This window comes from Flavobacterium sp. UBA7680 (assembly GCF_002482975.1).
Classification (GTDB): domain Bacteria; phylum Bacteroidota; class Bacteroidia; order Flavobacteriales; family Flavobacteriaceae; genus Flavobacterium.
On the sequence record NZ_DLHA01000061.1, the window covers coordinates 30,678 to 50,356 of the forward strand.

The following is a 19,679-nucleotide window of genomic DNA, read 5'->3' on the forward strand; positions in this document are numbered from 1 at the left end:
TATGAACGAATTAGATTATAGTCCAAGCTTATTATCTGCAATTAAATCTGCAAAATCATTAGCTATACAAGATGGACACAGTACATATGGTGTTGCGCATTTGGCTTATGCATTATTATTTGAACCAACAGGATTAGCAGAAGTTTTAAAAACGCTTTCAAAAGATATTGATTATATAAGAGAATGGTTTGATGTGCGAAAAGAAGTTTATACTTCTTCTCAAAACAATGATAATAACCTAACAGCTGATACTGAAGTTGAACATGTTTTTACCGAATCAAATTTCAATAAAATTAGATTAGGCTCTGATTATATCGACGCATTTTGTGTATTTATAGCCATTATTAAACCCGGATTAGTTTATAGTGATAAACAAATCGAGGGACTAAACTTAAGCAATAAAGAGCTTTTAAAGCATTTTGGTCTGCGCAATACACAAAAAAGCTTTAGTCTGGTTGAGGATGGAGAAGAACAAACGATAGAAATTAATTACTGCGATACTTTATACAAAAAAAATATCATTGAAGAAGGAAGCAGTATTATAGGCAGAAATAAAGAAGTAAGGTTAATTCTTGAAAACATAGAGCGCTATGAAAATCATGGTATTTTACTGATTGGTGAGTCTGGTATTGGAAAAACCAGCATCATCAAAAATCTCATTTATCATTTGCATGAAACAGATCCTAACTTTTTTGAGCAGACACTTGTATTGTCTTTAAATTCAGCCAAACTTACAGCCAATTGTGCCAGCGAAAATGAAATTTCAAAAAAGCTGATTGAAATTTTTGAGAGTGTAGCCAAAAACGGAAAAAGCATTCTTTTTATTGATGATATACAAGTATTGTTAAATTCTTCAAACTCAAAATCAAATGCTGTAATCAATATTATAAACACACAGCTAACAGAAGGAAACATCAATATTATTGGCTCAATTGATTCTGATTCCTACAGAAAATCAATTGAAGGAACGGCTATTAATGGCAAGTTTGAAAATATTTTTATAGAAGAATTAGACCATACTTTATTACTCGAATGTTTGGATATCTATAAAAATAAATTAGAAAAACATTATAAAATTGCCATAAACAAAGAGGTAATCTATGAAGCGATGCATTTGTCAAAAAGGTTTTATAAAGAAAAAAAACTGCCTTATGGAGCTATTGATTTGTTAGACAGAACAGCTTCTTCTGTTGTTGTTTCTAATGCAAATTCGCTTGTTGAAATTGTAAAAATACAAGAAGAGATAAAAGAATGCGATCCTGTGGATGAATCAAAAATAAGTTTATTAAAAAAAGATATATACAACCGAATAAGCTGCATTGTAACTAGCAAAACTGAAACAGCCGAAAAGTCAAAAACTTCTAAAAATGAAGTAGTAACATATGCTGATATCGAAAAATTAGCTGCAAATATTGAAGCAATAGCCAAAGAAAAAATAACAGAAGTTACAAAATCAGAAATTTTAGCCGTTGTTTCTAATGCTACAGGAATTCCATTAGGAAAAATAAGTGCAGGCGAAAAAGAAAAATTGCTCACCATTGAAGACAAATTACAACAAAGAGTAAAAGGGCAGTCGCATGCCATAAAAACACTTTCAGAAGCCATTATTGAATCCCGAAGCGGTTTGAGCAATCCTAAACAGCCCATAGGGTCTTTCTTTTTTCTAGGTCCAACGGGAACCGGAAAAACAGAATTAACTAAATCATTAGCAGAACTTCTTTTTGATGATGAAAATGCTATGATCCGATTTGATATGTCAGAGTTTAAAGAAGAACATTCAGCCGCATTATTATACGGTGCTCCTCCAGGTTATGTAGGTTATGAAGAAGGAGGGATGCTGGTCAATAAAATCAGGCAGAAACCTTATTCTGTTGTACTATTTGATGAAATCGAAAAGGCACATGCCTCTGTTTATGATGTGTTTTTACAAATTATGGACGAAGGAAAAGTTCATGATAAACTAGGGAGAGAAGGTGATTTTTCTAATGCTATAATAATATTTACATCGAACATAGGCAGTCAATGGATTCAGGAGCAAATAGAAAGCGGTCATCTGCCAACTTCCAATCAATTGATTGAAATAATGAGTCAGCATTTTAGACCTGAATTTTTAGGACGTTTGACAGAAGTTGTGCCCTTTGCTCCTATCAATATAGAAGTGGCCAAAGCGATTTTTAAACTACACCTGAACCGTCTTCAGGAACAGTTAATAAACATAAAAAATATTTCATTTGATTTATCAGACAATGCTTTAGAATATTTAACGAATAAAGGATTTTCTAAAAAATACGGTGCAAGACCAATTGCAGGAACTCCTGAAGAAATAGAGGCGCTTAGCAGTTTTTTAGAAGCAATTGGTGTGGCGTACCAAATAATGGATGATGTACTGAATTTGCAAGGGTATGAAAATAATCTTAAAGATAAAGGAGAAGATATTACAGCCGGAAAAATAACCATGCCGGTGGCAAAAGCGATGGGTTTAATGCCTTTAAATCAGCGCGAATATGTATGGGAAACCATTCAGACACTGCCAACAGACAGAGCGGTAATAGCTTCTGTAATTCATTTACTGCAAGATTGCGGTGCCATTGAAGCCTGCAGACAAGAAGCCGACGAACTTGTAGAAGCCGCATGGGAAAAACTCGATAAACTCCTGCCAGATTCCTTTTTTAAAGTTAGATTACGGGCTTTTGGCTGGTATGCCTTAAAAAAGGAATAATTTTAAAATTTGATTCATTTCAAAACAGGAATTTTCACAAAACTATCATTATACCATTTTATTTGCAAAGGTACTTTTGCGTCCAGAATAGTTTCATCACTTACTTCTTTTCCAGTTCCATAATTTAACTGTGAAAAAGGATTTTTATTTACATTCACAGAAACCAATAAACGGCTTCCTTTACTTAGTTGTTTACTCACGAAATGCGTATTGGTAAAGGAAATTGTTTCTATTTTATTAGGCTCTAAAAGCTGTCTTTTTTCAATATCTTTTGCATAACTGGCGCGGCCTATGTAATACGATAAATGAAAATATTCGCCATTTGGAGTAACCTCATAAAGTGTTACGCCCAGATCCATATCTTTTTTGTTGATGTTGCATTTGATTTCTCCCCAAAAAGACCCATTTACAATTAAAGGTTCTTTTAATGGTTCACTTATAAAAAAGTAGCCATCATATTTGCTGACTTCTTTTTGAATAATCGGGCTGGGATAATAATTGTTATTGCTCGTTTGTCGGTCTGCAAAATCAACTTCCTGCGATAGGAATTCTTTTTTTTTAGGTTTTTGAGAATCGGCTAAGTGGAAATCTCCGGATTTATTTGCTGTTAAATAGAAAGTCAGGAAACCATTGTGCATTTTTTCAAATGAGGGAGCACTTTTCCATTCATTCGCACCCATAACTTCGTAATTGATTTTATCTTTTAAAATTTCAGGTTTAGTGCCTTTTTTCAAAATAAAATCAAACCATTGATAGGTAATTTTTTTAATATCGATTAAAGCATTGGAGTCAACTTTGTAATCATTTAAAATGGCTTCGCCGCCTATTTGAGTTCCAAAATGTCCATAAGGTCCAATTACAAGATAAAAAGGCGTTTTCGGACTGTACTTTTGAAGTTCTTTCAAATAATATAAACTAGAGTTTTGAGAATCATTATAATAACCATCAAAAGCTAAAACAGGAATATTAATTTGCGAAAAATCATTTTTATAAGGCGCCATTTTTTGCCAATAATCATCAAATGACGGATGTTTTATCCATTTTTGAAACCATCGGTTTGGCTCACCGTCAATACTGTCTAATGTTTTATATGCTGTTCCGGCTTCCCACCATCTAAACTTTAATCCTCTAAAACGAGGCCTGTTATTATTGGTAACCGTATCAAGATATTTATTGTTTCCCACATAAAACGCCCATTCATAGTTTGGGTTTACAAAAACATTATTTTCCATTGGCAATCCCATTCCGGGTCTGTTGGCAACGTAAGGAACAATTGTTTTAAGCGCCGGATGCATCTTTTTACAAGCCGCCCATTGTGTAAAACCGTTATAACTTCCGCCATACATTCCAACGCTTCCGTTACACCATTTTTGTTTGCTGATCCAGTCTATTGCGTCATAAGCATCGCTGGCTTCATTTTCATACGGATCAATTTCGTTTGGGCTGAAACGCTTTCCACGCGAATAAACAATAACGCCTGTATATCCCTTATCAACAGATTCTTTTATCGTTTTAAGATCTCTGCCTTTGTCCCGAACATAAATAGTGTATTGTAGAATTACAGGTTTTGCATCGGTATCATTCTTTTTTCTGGCAACCATTGCAGATAATATCGCACCGTCTCGTGTTGTAACCGAAACACTGTCCTGAATATCGTAATCACTTTCGTTACTTGCTAATTTTGTGGCTTTTGTCTGTTGGGCAGAAACCCCGCAGATTGTAAAAAATAAACTCAGAAATAAAAACAATGCTTTCCTACTCATCATTTTGTAAGTTTTTTAGTTAAACGAATTTAATTATAAATTTATATATTTACTTCAATAATGACTCAAATTATAACTTCATGTTACATTTCATTAAATCTTCGATCTTTTTAATGTTCTTTCTGGGAATAATTTCTGCGAAAGCACAAAATGAATCGTATGCAGAACCTGTGCAGCATACAATTGAAGATACGAGTTTTGTAAACCTAAAAGATTACAGCAAAGATTTTATTTATGATATGAAATATGCCACAGAAGATAATTTCCTGAAGGCAAAAGTATACGATTGTGCAGAATGTTTCCTGCGATTAAAAACAGTTAAGGCTTTAGTCGCGGCCAATAAAGATTTTATCAAAAAAGGGTATAAAATAAAGCTGTACGATTGTTACAGACCTTTATCAATTCAGCAGAAAATGTGGGCGATTGTTTCGAATCCGGAGTATGTGGCAGATCCAAAAAAAGGCTCCATCCACAATAGAGGAGGAGCCGTAGATATTTCTTTAGTCGATGCAAACGGAAAAGAAATTGAAATGGGAACTGCTTTTGACTTTTTTGGTCCTGAAGCGGGTCACAATTACACTAAATTTTCTAAAAAAGTTTTAGCAAATCGAAAATTTCTTAAAAAAATAATGATCCAAAACGGTTTCAATTCGTTTGATTCAGAATGGTGGCATTATAATTTAAAAACCGGATTAAAAGACCCGGTTGCGAATCAAAAATGGAATTGCGAATAATTATTCAACGCATCTAATATTCTGCATGAAATACGTATTCGGCTGATACGTTTTTTTATTCATTTCAGAAACTAATTCTCTTTTTACAATATAATCTTCTGTATCCGTAAGATATTTAATTCGCATAATCAAAACAGGCGAAGTTTTTAAATCTTCATAATTGTCTTTCATAAACATAAAAATCCCGGTATTTACGCGGTTGTCAAAACCTTTGTCGTCGCGAATTAAAGTACCGCAGTTTTCCTGATTAATATGGAGCAGCGTAACAATTTTTCCGTTTTCTAATTGTAAATAAACTTTAGAATTTTTATCAAAACAATTCGCTTTTATAAAATCTTTGCTTTTTTGAATAAGCTGTAAATTTAAAGTTGGTAAACCGTCTGTCTGCGCAAGCGAAAAGAAAACATAACTAAAAGTACCGCCAAAGTTTTTCTCACTTATCAAATATTCATTAGTTACTTTATAAGTTCCAATCGAGTCCGTTACATTGGCACTGTATTCACAAGGTTTTTGGGCAAATGCGGTAAAGGTTAATAAAAAAAGAGTTAGAGTAATTAGTTGTTTCATTTTTAGATTTAGATTATTTTTCTGCAAATTAAAACTATTTTGCTTTCATTTTTATCTGTTGTAAAAAAACAATAAATATTTCCTCCATTTTTTATTTTCCATTTCTTTCGAATGTTTTCTACAGTTTCAGGAAAGTTGCGGGTTGTAACGTTTGCCTGCTGATTTAAGAGCTCGGTTTTCATCTCATTTTTGCTGTATGAAATTACTTTCTCAATCTCAAAACGGCGTCCCGGAAAATCAATTAAATCTTCAGATGTATATAAATGGGAATGTTTGTGCAGTTTATTGATTTGGAATATCGTACTTACTTCATCAAATCCGCCCGATTTCATAATTGCGGAATTAGCTTCGTAAAGATATTTTTGAGGAAGATGATAAGTTGGAAATGGAATATCATCGCCTAAAACAAATTCAAACGTTTCAATTTTATCTTTTAAAATATTGGCCGTTTTTAAAGTTATTTCTCCCGAATAATTTTTATGTATTTCAAAAAGCAATTCTTTAACTTCATTTTCGAGTGCGATAATATGAATGTTTTTTACAAATTTCAATTCAGATAAACCTGCCGAAATATCTAATAAAGGCGCGGTTTTAATTAAAATAGAATCCGCCTTTTCAAAATAAAAATCTAAAGATTCGGGTACATTTGGCAGACAATCCTTCAGCATAAAAACCTTGCCTTTTGCATCATTTCTTCTCGAAGGATCAATATAAATCCAGTCGAATTTCTGATTTGAATTATTTAAAACACTAGCAGAATCCTCTGCATAAAAACTACAATTTTCAACGCCCAATTGCTTGAAATTGTGTTTTACAATTGCAGATAAATCTTCGTTTATTTCGCAATGCGTAATAGTTTTAAATTGTTTGGAAAAATAATAATCATCAACGCCAAAACCTCCGGTAAGATCAATTAAACTTTCTCCCGAAATTAAAGAAGCTTTATAAGCTGCCGTTTTTTCAGAAGAAGTCTGCTCGACAGAAATTTTACTCGGATAAATAATATTTTCCGTCGAAAACCAGGTTGGTAATTTGTCTTTTGCTTTTGACTTAGCTTCAATTTGGTTTAAAATTAAAATCCATTCCACCTCAGGAAAAGGATTTTTTTGAAGCGCTAATTTTGTTATGGATTCACTGCTATTGAGCGTTATAAAATCTTGAATATTTTTACTTAAAATAGAAGTGTTCAAAGCTAAATTCTTTCGGTTAAAACAGATATAATTTTGTTATCCGGAAAAAATTCTTTTAAAATTACTTTTATCATGGTAAAAAGCGGAACTGCGATAATCATTCCCACGATTCCAAAGGTAATGCCGCTAATTAAAGTAATCAGGAATATTTCCAGCGGATGCGAATTTACGCTTTTTGAAGAAATTATTGGCTGGCTGATGTTATTATCAATGGCCTGAACCAATAAAAATCCAATAACCACATAAATAGTAGTTGGTAAAATTTCAGATCTAAAATCCTGACCAATTAAACTAATCATCGTTAAAAGCGCAGCCAGAATAGTTCCAATAATTGGCCCGATGTACGGTATGATATTTAAAACAGCACATAAAAACGCAATTACAAAAGCATTTTTGTTTCCAAAAATGACCAATACAATAAGATAAAGAATAAATACAACCGTTAATTGAAGCAAAAGTCCAATAAAATAACGAGTTAACATATGGTTTATCTTAGTGATAGAATTTAAGATTTTGTCTTCGTTTGAATCCGGAAGTAATTTTCTTGCTGTAGATTTAAACTGATCCTGATCTTTAATAAAGAAAAAAGTAATAAAGAATACCGAAACTAATCCCATTCCCATATCAGCCAGAAAGTTTAAAATCGAATTGATAAAACCGGTAAAGTAGCTGAAATCCAACATCGAAGTGACTTTAGAATCTTTCAGTACTTTATTAAGGTCAAAATGCGGAATATTAAAATAGGTTTCGATAGTGTGTTCCGTTTCCATAAACTGCGTTTGCAGCTGATTGGTATCTAAAAGTGATAAATTGTTTGCCTGAGAAATGATTAACGGAACAAACAAAAAGATAAAGCCAACCATTAATAAAATAAAAATGATAATTGCGGATGTCGCAGCAAGCGAATCTTTGAATTTTAATTTATTCTTTAAAAACAAAACCAGCGGATTTGATATTAAGCACAATATCAAAGAAATACATAAGTAAACAATTACTGTTTGTATTTCGTACAGAAAGTATAAAACAATACCAATTATTAATATGGTAGCTAATGCTCTTAAGATTCCGTTAGAAATAGTTTTTGATGTTATCATATTTAAATTTTAGACTATAAAAATAGGAAAAACCTTTTAATATTCTAGTGTTAAAATAAAAAAGCGAGATGTTTCCATCTCGCTTTAATAGGGTATTTTTTAAGACTGTCTAAAAAATTATGGCTGTCCAAAAGAATATCTTGCACCTCCGCTTACGAAGATAGCAGCAATTCTGTTTTTCTGCCCGTTAGAGAACATATACATTCCAGCATCGTCAGTGTAATCCATGTAGTTCATTGTCATTTCTACCGGAGTACCAGAACAAGTACTGTAGTGTGGATAAGCAGGAACACCATAGTTTGCAGTGTTGTGAGTTGGTGTATCTGAAACTAAATCGCTTCCGCAAGTTGCATCTCCCCAAATGTGACGTAAGTTCATCCAGTGTCCAACTTCGTGAGTACCAGTTCTTCCTAAGTTGTAAGGAGCATTTGCAGCACCAGACAATCCGAAATATTTAGAATCAATTACAACTCCATCTGTAGAAGAAGCTCCTCCAGGAAATTGTGCATAACCTAAAATTCCGCCGCCAATAGTACAAGCCCATAAATTAAGCTTTGTAGTTGGAGAAGTTGGTGCTAAACCACCCTGAGCTGTTTTTTTCATAGCATCATTAGTTCCCCAAGAAGTTTTAGTTGTAGATTTTCTAATAACCTGATCTAAAACAAATGAAATTCCAACGTTAGCTTTAACACCTGCAAAAAGAGCTGGTACGCTGTTAAAGTCAGAGTTTTGCGCATTGAAATCTTTGTTTAGAACATCAATTTGAGTTTGAATCTGAGCATTTGAGATATTCTCTGCAGTTGTTCTGTACAAAACGTTTACTACAACAGGAATCTGAATTTTACCATTTACAAGTTTCCCTGTAAGTAAAGCTTTGTTTGTAAAGGCTTCAATTTCGTTCATTCTGATCGCTAATGTAGGATCAGCTTTTAATTGAGCTTCTAAAACATCCTGAGTTGCGCAAGAACGAAGTGTTGTTTTTGCAGCAGCAGCTTCAGATCCGCTTGCGTCAGCAGATTGATCGTTTTGACAAGAAAACAGCACTAGTGCTGTAAATGCAGTAATAATAACTTTTTTCATAATAACGGGGTTTTTTGTTATAAAATATTAGTTTTGGTTAACCAGATCGCAATTTTATAACAAAATCATTTTGTAGCCAAATTTTTATATGAAATAATTTTTGAGAAATTTCATGATCCCTTGTATAGTCTAGTTCTTACAAAAATGTTAAAGTTATTTTTGTGATGTAAATTCTTATTTATGAATATTTTAGGAGTAAAAAAACTATAATTAGATTAAAATTTAACCTTTTACTAAAACGTTTATCTAAATTTTAACGTTTTTCCTACGTATTTCTACGTTTTTCAAAAAAGTGTTTTTTTTTATGTTAAAGACGGAAAGAAGTAATCTCATAGAGGGCAATACTGGCAGCTTGCACAACATTCATACTGGAATTTTTCCCAAACATATTAATGTGCACAATTTGATCGCAGATTTTTAAAAGTTCATCTGAAATGCCATCAATTTCACTTCCAATTATAAGTGCCGTTTTTTTGTTTGGAACAACAACTTCTCTTAAAGGTTTGCTATTGCTTGTAATTTCTAACGCAATAACTTCGAAATTGTTTTGCTGTAAATAAGTAATTAATTCTGAAGTTTCCTCCATAATTTGATGCGGTACATGAAGATGTGTACTGCGGGAAGTTTTGTTGATTTTTCTTGGCGTAAGCGGAATATCTTTCCCCAGAAAAATAATATTTTCGACACCAAAAGCCTCAGAAATTCTAAAGAGTGAACCTATGTTTTGCTGAAAATAAATATGATCGCAAACCAAAGTTATAGGAAATGTTTTTCTCTCAAATTGATTTTCTTCGTGAGTAAGCTGCACTTTTAAAAAGTTTAATTGGTAAAAATATAATTGATAATGTTAGCGCCCATTTTTAGAGCTTTGTCGCGAACATTTGCAGGATCATTATGTACTTCCGGATCTTCCCAGCCGTCGCCTAAATCGCATTCGTAAGTATAGAGTAAAACCAATTTGTTTTCTACAAAAATTCCAAACGCCTGCGGACGAGTTCCGTCGTGTTCGTGAATTTTAGGCAATCCGTTTGGGAACGGAAATGGTTTTTGAAAAATGGCATGATTTGCAGGAAGTTCTACTAAATTATTATTCGGAAATATTTTTTTGATTTCTTTTCGAATGTATTGATCCATTCCGTAATTATCATCAATATGAAGAAAACCGCCTCCGTATAAATAATTTCTAAGATTGGTTATGTCCGAATCGCTGAAAACAACGTTTCCGTGTCCGGTCATATGCACAAACGGATACGAAAGCAAATCAGGATTACTTGGTTCAACTGTCGATGGTTTTGCTTTTATTCTGGTATTAATAGTCGAATTGCAAAAACGAATTAAATTAGGCAATGATGTTGGGTTTGCATACCAATCGCCGCCGCCGCTATATTTAAGCAAAGCAATTTCCTGAGAAAAGGATGAGATTGAAAAAAGTAATAAGAGATAAAATATTTTTTTCATGTAATTGTATGTTTTTTTATCGTTTCCTTTTTTGTTATGAGTTCTTTTTGTCATTTCGACGAAGGAGAAATCGCACTAGAAACTCTATAAAGAATGGCGACAATCTGTGTCGATCAACTAGTGCGATCCCTCGTTCCTCGGGATGACAAGATTGTCTTTAATTCGGCGTTTCATTAAAAAACACAACACTATGACAAGCCACAACCGCGGCAGTTTCTGTTCGCAAACGTGTATTTCCTAAAGTTACCGGCTGATATTTATTTTCGATGGCCAAAGCTATTTCTTTTTCAGAGAAATCTCCTTCGGGACCAATTAATAAAGTGACATCTTCATTTGGCTTTAAAGTTTCCTTCAAAGATTTTTTGCCTGTTTCTTCGCAATGTGCAATAAATTGTAAACCCTGATTTTTTTGTTTAACGAATTCTTTAAACGAAATTGCGTCATTCAGTTTTGGAAGAAACATTTCATTGGATTGTTTCATTGCCGATAAAATGATCTTTTCAAAACGCTCTAAATTAATCACTTTTCGCTCAGAACGATCACAAATAATTGGCGTAATTTCCTGAATTCCAATTTCTGTAGCTTTTTCTAAAAACCATTCAAAACGATCGTTCATTTTGGTTGGCGCAACAGCTAAATGCAAACGAAATTTGGGTTCTGGAGATTTTGTTATCGAACGAACGGCAACAATACATTTATTGTCTGAAGCCAGCGTAATTTCGGTTTCAAACAATAAACCGAAACCGTTTGTAACATGCAGAATATCTGAATCTTTTTTTCGTAAAACTTTTATAATGTGCTTGCTTTCTTCTTTATCAAAAGAAAAACTTTCGGTTGTTTCGTCAATATCCGGATTGTAAAATAACTGCATAATTAAAATTGAATTCGCGCTTTTGAAACTACCGCAGAAGTTTCAAAACGACTTGATAAATATTTTTGATAGCCCACAATTCCAATCATTGCTGCATTATCTGTAGTGTATTCAAATTTCGGAATAAAAGTTTTCCAGCCGTATTTGGCTTCGCTTTCTTTCAAAGTAGTTCTGATTCCTGAATTGGCAGAAACTCCTCCGCCAATCGCAATTTGTTTAATTCTGGTTTCTTTGACAGCCAGTTTTAGTTTGTCCATTAAAATTTCGATAATAGTATGCTGAATAGAAGCACAGATATCATTTAGGTTTTCATCCACAAAATTGGGGTTCGCCAGTTTGTTCTTCTGTATAAAATATAAAATAGCTGTTTTCAATCCGGAAAAGCTAAAATCTAATCCCGGAACTTTTGGTTTTGTAAAAGTAAAAGCTTTTGGATTTCCTTCTTTGGCATATTTGTCAATCAAAGGTCCGCCCGGATAGGGAAGTCCTAAAATTTTTGCGCTTTTATCAAAAGCTTCTCCAACAGCGTCATCAGTCGTTTCGCCAATGATTTCCATATCAAAAAAGCTGTTTACTTTTACAATCTGCGTATGTCCTCCGCTAATGGTTAAAGCTAAAAAAGGAAACTCAGGTTTATCGTAGCCTTCTTCATCAATAAAATGGGCTAAAATATGGGCATGCATATGATTTACAGCTATTAACGGAATGTTTAATGCTAATGATAATGATTTACTGAAAGAGCTTCCTACTAATAAGGAACCCATTAAGCCAGGACCTTGCGTAAAGGCAATGGCAGTTAGCTGTTCTTTTTGTACATTTGCTTTACGAAGCGCTGCGTCGATAACAGGAACTATATTTTGTTGATGTGCTCTTGAGGCTAGCTCAGGAACCACACCGCCATATTGATTGTGAATTAATTGATTAGCCACAACATTTGAGAGAACTTTATCGTTATGTAGAACTGCGGCAGCAGTATCATCGCATGAACTTTCGATGGCTAGAATAAAAACCTCTGAATTTTGCATATAAAGGCACGAATTTTGAATTATATTTGACAAATCAAATTTTGAATTGCTTTGATTTGAAGCAGAGCCCCAAAATTAAAGAATTTTTATCAAAACAGCCGACCTTTGTCTGTTCAAATTAAATTAAAACAAAATCTATAATAATACCAGTTATCAAAAGAGTCAAGAAAATAGTATCCAGAACCCTGATTGGCTTAATTTTACTTTTGCTGATACTTGCTATCACTCTTTCTCTGCCTGTCGTACAGACAAAAATTGCTGACTATATTACCGAAACTTTAAATACAGATTTTAAAACCAACATTAGTGTTGATAAAGTAGCCATTAATATTTTTGGCGGTGTAAAACTTAAAAAAGTCCTGATTCTAGATCATCATAAAAAAACGATGATTTATTCTGATATTATTACTACCGATATTTTAAGCATCAAACGACTTGTCGACGGCGATTTACTTTTTGGCGACCTTCGTTTAACGGGTTTGATTTTTAATATCAAAACCTATAAAAACGAAGACGAAAACAATATTAATAAGTTTATTAAATTGTTTGAAACCAAAGAAGAAAAGAAACAATCAGGCAAGCATTTTCTTTTTACGGCCAAAAATGCTTATATAGAAAAAGGAAACTTTTCTGTTGTAGATGAAAATAAAAGAACGCCTCAGTTTTTAGATTTTAAAAAACTAAACGCTTATATCAGTGATTTTAAATTATATGGCCCTGATGTAACGACTATAATTCACAGGTTTTCATTTCAGGATCATCGCGGTTTGTACGTTTCGAACTTTACAGGAAAATTCAGTTATACCAAAAAAAGGATTCAGGTCGACAATTTAACGATTAAAACCAAAAGATCTTCAATTTACGGAAAAGCAATTTTAAATTATAAACCAGGGGATTTTCTTGAATTTACAGATAAAGTTCAGTTTAATGTTGCGTTAGATTCGTCTTCAATCGCTTCAAATGATATTCGTTACTTTTATGACGGATTAGGTAAAAACCAGCATTTTAAAGTTAGGACTAAAATAAAAGGAACTTTAAATAACCTAAATTTAAACCGCCTTAGATTGACCGATACAAACGGTTCGAAAATTTTTGGAACAATCAATTTTAGAAATCTTTTAGGCTCAAAAGAGCAGAAGTTTTCTATGGACGGAAAGTTCGATAAATTGATTTCAAGTTATGATAATCTGGTGGTTTTGCTTCCGGGTGTTTTAGGTAAAAAACTTCCAAAAGAATTGAAAAGAATTGGGAAATTCAATATTGTTGGAAAGGCAAAAGTCTCCACAACTGATTTGGAAGCCGATTTTAAAATGGCAACTGATTTAGGAAATGGTAAAGTCGATCTTCATATGAATAATATGGATTTTATCGATAAAGCTTCTTATGCAGGAAATATAGTTTTAGATAATTTTAATGTTGGTGCCTTATTAGATCGAAAAGATATTGGGAGAACAACTTTAGATATTGATGTTGACGGTGTTGGTTTTACAGAAAAATACCTGAACACGATTGTAAAAGGAGATATTGCAAAATTAGATTACAATAAATATACGTACAGTAATATTGTTGTAAATGGTAATTTCAAGCTTCCTTATTATAAAGGACAAATTTCTGTAAATGATCCAAATCTAAGCCTGACATTTGACGGTTTGGTTGATTTAAGCAAAAGAGAAAGCCGTTACGATTTTCATATCAATGTCGAAAATTCTGATTTGCGAAAGCTGAAATTTATAAGCGATTCAATCTCTCATTTTAAAGGTGATGCCGTTGTGCAGTTAACCGGAAATTCGATCGAAAATCTTCAGGGAAATATTTATATTAAAGATGCTGTATATCAAAACCCAAAAGCGACTTATGCTTTTGATGAAGTTACGGTAAGTTCCAATTTTGATGCAGACAGACTCCGTACTATAACCGTTAATTCATCGGATATTGTTGAAGGTAAAATTGTGGGTAAATTTCAGTTTGCACAATTAGATAAATTGGTAATGAATTCTGTTGGAAGTCTTTATACCAATTATAAACCATTTAAAGTTAAAAAAGGACAGTTTCTGCGTTTCAACTTTCATGTATATAATAAGGTTGTCGAAATGCTGTATCCAGAAATGAAAATTGATTCGAGTACAGTTGTTCGCGGAAAAATAGATTCAGATTTACAGGAATTTAAATTCGGGTTCCGATCAAAACAAATCAGCGCGGCCAAAAATACTTTTGATAATATCAGAATCAGCATTGATAATAAAAACCCGCTTTATAATGCTTTCATTGAGTTAGATAGTATTAAAACACCTTATTATAAAATACGTGATTTCAACTTAATCAATGTAACCGCAAAAGATACTTTATTTGTTCGTTCTGAGTTTAAGGGCGGCGACAAAGGGCAGGATTATTTCAATCTCGATTTGTATCATACTATTGATAAAAACAAAAACAATATAGTCGGTATCAAGAAATCTGAAATGAAGTTTAAAGACTATTTATGGTATTTAAATGAAGATGCAAAAAAAGACAATCAAATTGTTTTTGATCAGTATTTTAAAAACTTCTCGATAGATAATATTGTATTATCGCATGAAAATCAGAAAATTGATTTAAACGGAGTCATTAAAGGAAAAGATTATAAAGATCTCGTCCTCAATTTTGAAGATGTTGATATTAATAAAATCACGCCTTTTAACTCCAAGTTTGTTTTCAACGGAAACTTAAACGGAAATATAAATTATAAGCAGAATAAAGATGTTTTTCAGCCCACGGCAAGTATTGTGGTCGATCATCTTAATTTAAATAAAGTCGATCTGGGAACTCTGAATTTTGATATTTCAGGAGATCAGAGTTTTAAAAAGTTTACTATAAATTCCTCAATTGTAAATGGTTTTGCCGAGTCGTTTAGGGCAAACGGAACTATTGCTGTCGAAAATAAAGAGACATTCTTAGATTTAAATTTAAAACTCGAAGGGTTTAATCTGGCAACTTTAGGAACTGTCGGCGGCGATGTATTATCAAATATAAGAGGTTCAGTTTCAGGAAATGCCGCTGTTGTGGGGAATTTGAAAAAACCGGAAATCAACGGACGTTTGTATGTAGAGAAAGCAGGAATGACAATTCCATACCTTAATACAGATTATGCATTGAGCGACAGAACGGTTATTGATTTAACGGATGAAAAATTCCTGTTTAGAAATAATCAGTTAACCGATACTAAATACGGAACAAAAGGATTGCTGAACGGAACAATTGAGCATCATAATTTTGGAGACTGGAAATTAGATTTAACCATAACTTCAAAACGATTATTGGCACTTGATACTAAAGACAGTGAAGATGCAGCGTATTTTGGAACGGCATTTATAAATGGAACTGCCAGTATAAAAGGTCCAACACAAAGTCTGTTTATTAAGGTAGATGCTAAATCTGAAAAAGGAACAGAGGTTAAAATTCCGATTAGTAACGTTCAAAATTCGAGTGAAAGTAACTGGATTCATTTTGTAACGCCAAAAGAAAAATACAATTTATCTAAAGGTATTGTAGAGAAAACCAGAGATTATAACGGACTTGAATTAGAGTTTGATTTTGATATTACACCAGATGCGGAGGTTGAAGTAATTCTCGATCGAAATTCCGGTCACGGTATGAAAGGAAAAGGATACGGATCGTTATTGTTTAAAATCAATACACTGGGTAAATTCAATATGTGGGGAGATTTCCAGGCTTACGAAGGAACGTATAACTTTAAATACGGAGGTTTAATTGATAAAAAGTTTGCAGTTAAAAAAGGAGGTTCGATTATTTGGGAAGGAAACCCAATGAAAGCACAGCTGAATTTAGAAGCGGTTTACAGAACTACGGCAAATCCTGCGGTATTATTAGATAATTCCTCTTTCAATAAAAAAGTTCCTGTAGAAGTTGTAATTGGTTTAAGAGGAGATTTAACGAGTCCTGAACCTAATTTTGATATTCAGTTTCCATCGGTAAGTAATGTTTTAAAATCGGAAATACAATATAAGTTAGATGATAAAGATGTGCGCCAGACGCAAGCTTTGTATTTGTTATCGACAGGTTCCTTTATGAGTCAGGACGGATTTAATCAAAGTGATTTATCTGGAACATTTGCAGAGACGGCTGCAAGTTTATTAGGTGGCATTATAAAATCAGATAATGACCTTATTAATATAGATTTGAATTTCGTATCGGCAGACAGAAGAATAGGGCAGGAAGCCGACGGACAGTTTGTAGCCAATATTTCATCGCAGATTAATGAACGAATTTCGATAAATGGAAAAGTAGGTGTTCCCGTTGGAGGAGTAAACGAATCGGCGATTGTTGGAGATATTGAAATTTTATATAGAGTAAATGAAGACGGATCTATGAACCTTCGTTTATTTAATAAAGAAAATGATATTAATTATATAGGACAAGGAATTGGGTATACGCAAGGAGTTGGTATTTCGTATGAAGTCGATTTTGATACATTCAGCGAACTGGTCAATAAGCTGTTTAAAAGCCACAAACTCGAAAAAGCCATAAAAAATTCAGATGAATTTCAGGATTCTAATTTAAATCCGGATTTTGTTAATTTCAACAACAATAAAAAAGAAGCTGAAAAGAATAAAAAGAAATCAGAAAAAGAAAAAGAGGAGGAAAGCAAACCGAAACCTCAAAACAATAATGAAGGTCTGATTCCTGACAACGATTTCTAACACATTGTTAAAAAAGAGTATAAAAAAACCATTCGCCGCAACGAATGGTTTTTTTATGCCTAACTTTAGCGCTTTTAGTAAATTTTTGCTAAAGTACTGTTCTTAATATTTTTATAACACTTCATTTAGGTATTGTTATTTTTAAAGAATTAATTAAAAAATGGGGTATTTATTATTTTAAATGAAATTTTTGGTATCAAAAAACTTATTAACGAAAACGTTTGAATTTAACATATTTTACTAATTTATTATAAACAGAACCCGAAAAGTGCTGAATGTTTGCTAAATTTACAACTTTAATACTTAAATAATGTCAAAAACAATAAAAAAAGTAGGTGTTCTTACCTCAGGAGGAGACTCACCAGGAATGAATGCTGCAATACGATCTGTTGTTCGAACATGTGCTTATCATAATATAGAATGCATAGGAATTTATAGAGGGTATCAAGGAATGATAGAAGGCGATTTTAAAGAAATGGGCCCTCGAAGCGTTAATAATATTGTAAATAAAGGAGGAACGATCTTAAAATCAGCTCGTTCTGTTGATTTTAGAACTCCGGAAGGAAGAAAAAAAGCGCACGAAAACCTTTTAAAAGCCGGAATTGATGCTTTAGTAGTTATTGGTGGAGACGGAAGTTTTACCGGAGGTTTAATTTTCAACTCAGAATATAATTTCCCGGTAATGGGAATTCCTGGTACAATCGATAATGATATTTATGGTACAAGTTTTACTCTAGGTTACGATACTGCTTTAAATACTGTTGTTGACTGTATTGATAAAATTAGAGATACTGCAAGTTCACATAACCGTTTATTCTTTGTAGAAGTTATGGGTAGAGATGCAGGTCACATCGCACTTAACGCCGGAATTGGTGCAGGTGCAGAAGAAATCCTTATTCCTGAAGAAGATTTAGGTCTTGACAGATTATTAGACTCTCTTCAAAAAAGTAAAGCTTCAGGAAAATCATCAAGTATAGTAGTTATTGCCGAAGGTGATAAAATTGGTAAAAACGTATTCGAATTAAAAGATTATGTTGAAGCTAATTTACCTGAATATGATGTACGTGTTTCTGTTTTAGGACACATGCAGCGTGGTGGTTCACCATCTTGCTTTGACCGTGTTTTAGCAAGCCGTCTTGGTGTAAAAGCAGTAGAATCTTTAATTGAAGGAAAATCAAATTATATGGTTGGTCTTAAGGAAGATAAAGTTATTTTAACTCCGCTTGAACAGGCAATTAAAGGTAAATCTGAAATTGATAGAGAATTATTGAGAGTGTCAGACATTATGTCGACATAATTATATATAATAAAGTTTAAAAGAGAAGAAGTTTATTGTGAGGAAATTAGACTTTGAATTAGTATAATAAAAACAAAAGCAAAAATTTAGTAAAATGTCAAAAGTAAAATTAGGAATAAACGGATTTGGACGTATCGGAAGAATCGTTTTTAGAGAGTCTTTCAATAGAGATAATGTAGAAGTAGTAGCGATCAACGATTTATTAGATGTAGATCACTTAGCTTACTTATTAAAATATGATTCAGTTCACGGTCGTTTCAACGGAACTGTAGAAGTTAAAGAAGGAAAATTGTATGTAAACGGAAGAAATATCCGTATCACTGCAGAAAGAAATCCTGCTGACTTAAAATGGAATGAAGTTGATGTTGATGTAGTAGCAGAATGTACTGGTATCTTCACAACTATCGAAACTGCAAATGAGCACATTAAAGGTGGTGCTAAAAAAGTTATCATTTCTGCTCCATCTGCAGATGCTCCAATGTTTGTAATGGGAGTTAACCACGAAACTGCAAAAGCTTCTGATTTAGTAGTTTCTAACGCTTCTTGTACTACAAACTGTTTAGCTCCATTAGCTAAAGTTATCCACGATAATTTTGAAATCGTTGAAGGTTTAATGACAACTGTTCACGCAACTACTTCAACTCAAATGACTGCTGACGGACCTTCTAGAAAAGACTGGAGAGGTGGACGTGCTGCTGCAATTAACATCATTCCTTCTTCAACTGGAGCTGCAAAAGCGGTTGGAAAAGTAATTCCATCTTTAAATGGAAAATTAACTGGAATGTCTTTCCGTGTACCTACTGCTGACGTTTCTGTAGTTGATTTAACTGTAAAAGTTGCTAAAGAAACTTCTTATGAAGAAATTATGGCAGTTTTGAAAAAATCTTCTGAAACTGATTTAAAAGGTATCTTAGGATTTACTGAAGATGCAGTTGTATCTCAGGATTTCATTTCTGACAAAAGAACTTCAATCATTGATTCTACTGCAGGAATTGGTTTAAATTCAACTTTCTTCAAATTAGTATCTTGGTATGATAATGAGTACGGATACTCAAGCAAATTGATCGATTTATCTGTACATATTGCAGGTTTAAAATAATATTATATATTTTTACAAAATCCCGTTATCACCAAGTAACGGGATTTTCTTATTTTGTTCTGTCTTTAATTAATGTAAAAAACAC

The 19,679-nt window shown here is 33.0% G+C and carries 14 protein-coding genes; 5 read left to right on the forward strand and 9 right to left on the reverse strand.

Annotated features, from left to right (window positions below; all coding sequences use genetic code 11):
* Position 1 precedes the first annotated feature (1 nt).
* On the forward strand, positions 2–2,719 hold the full coding sequence (locus B3C18_RS25595) for an AAA family ATPase (protein WP_291153652.1): 2,718 nt from the start codon (positions 2–4) through the stop codon (positions 2,717–2,719).
* Between the two features lie 14 nt (positions 2,720–2,733).
* Here the strand turns inward: B3C18_RS25595 and B3C18_RS25600 are convergent, their stop codons facing one another.
* Complete coding sequence (locus B3C18_RS25600) at positions 2,734–4,485, reverse strand: CocE/NonD family hydrolase (protein WP_291153655.1); 1,752 nt, start codon at positions 4,483–4,485, stop codon at positions 2,734–2,736.
* 77 nt (positions 4,486–4,562) lie between these two features.
* On the opposite strand from B3C18_RS25600, the gene B3C18_RS25605 reads away from it, so the two are divergent.
* Complete coding sequence (locus tag B3C18_RS25605) at positions 4,563–5,216, forward strand: M15 family metallopeptidase (protein ID WP_291153658.1); 654 nt, start codon at positions 4,563–4,565, stop codon at positions 5,214–5,216.
* On the opposite strand, the gene B3C18_RS25610 is transcribed toward B3C18_RS25605, so the two are convergent.
* From B3C18_RS25610 to tsaD, 8 genes are all read right to left on the reverse strand, one after another.
* The gene (locus B3C18_RS25610) at positions 5,217–5,783 is read right to left on the reverse strand and encodes a hypothetical protein (protein ID WP_180858693.1); all 567 of its coding nucleotides are present in this window, start codon (positions 5,781–5,783) and stop codon (positions 5,217–5,219) included. It lies immediately after the preceding gene.
* An 8-nt stretch (positions 5,784–5,791) separates the two neighbouring features.
* Positions 5,792–6,973, reverse strand: coding sequence for a THUMP-like domain-containing protein (locus B3C18_RS25615; RefSeq protein WP_291153663.1), 1,182 nt, complete (start codon positions 6,971–6,973; stop codon positions 5,792–5,794).
* 2 nt (positions 6,974–6,975) lie between these two features.
* Entirely contained in the window at positions 6,976–8,067 is a 1,092-nt protein-coding gene (locus B3C18_RS25620; protein WP_291153665.1) for an AI-2E family transporter, read from the reverse strand.
* A gap of 117 nt (positions 8,068–8,184) precedes the next feature.
* A complete protein-coding gene (locus B3C18_RS25625; RefSeq protein ID WP_291153668.1) occupies positions 8,185–9,147 on the reverse strand; it encodes a zinc metalloprotease in 963 nt (320 codons plus the stop codon).
* Positions 9,148–9,454: 307 nt separating this feature from the next.
* Positions 9,455–9,955, reverse strand: coding sequence for a TrmH family RNA methyltransferase (locus B3C18_RS25630; protein WP_291153671.1), 501 nt, complete (start codon positions 9,953–9,955; stop codon positions 9,455–9,457).
* A gap of 11 nt (positions 9,956–9,966) precedes the next feature.
* Entirely contained in the window at positions 9,967–10,605 is a 639-nt protein-coding gene (locus tag B3C18_RS25635; RefSeq protein WP_291153673.1) for a DUF4159 domain-containing protein, read from the reverse strand.
* A 157-nt stretch (positions 10,606–10,762) separates the two neighbouring features.
* Positions 10,763–11,476, reverse strand: coding sequence for a 16S rRNA (uracil(1498)-N(3))-methyltransferase (locus tag B3C18_RS25640; protein WP_291153675.1), 714 nt, complete (start codon positions 11,474–11,476; stop codon positions 10,763–10,765).
* A gap of 2 nt (positions 11,477–11,478) precedes the next feature.
* Positions 11,479–12,501 (reverse strand): tRNA (adenosine(37)-N6)-threonylcarbamoyltransferase complex transferase subunit TsaD, encoded by a 1,023-nt coding sequence (gene tsaD / locus B3C18_RS25645; protein ID WP_291153678.1) that lies wholly within the window; start codon positions 12,499–12,501, stop codon positions 11,479–11,481.
* A gap of 206 nt (positions 12,502–12,707) precedes the next feature.
* On the opposite strand from tsaD, the gene B3C18_RS25650 reads away from it, so the two are divergent.
* The 3 genes from B3C18_RS25650 (at position 12,708) to gap (ending at position 19,594) form a co-directional block, all read left to right on the forward strand.
* Entirely contained in the window at positions 12,708–17,198 is a 4,491-nt protein-coding gene (locus B3C18_RS25650) for a translocation/assembly module TamB domain-containing protein (RefSeq protein WP_291153679.1), read from the forward strand.
* 310 nt (positions 17,199–17,508) lie between these two features.
* Entirely contained in the window at positions 17,509–18,495 is a 987-nt protein-coding gene (gene pfkA / locus B3C18_RS25655) for a 6-phosphofructokinase (RefSeq protein WP_053470187.1), read from the forward strand.
* Between the two features lie 94 nt (positions 18,496–18,589).
* Positions 18,590–19,594, forward strand: coding sequence for a type I glyceraldehyde-3-phosphate dehydrogenase (gene gap / locus B3C18_RS25660; protein ID WP_053470186.1), 1,005 nt, complete (start codon positions 18,590–18,592; stop codon positions 19,592–19,594).
* Positions 19,595–19,679: the final 85 nt, after the last annotated feature.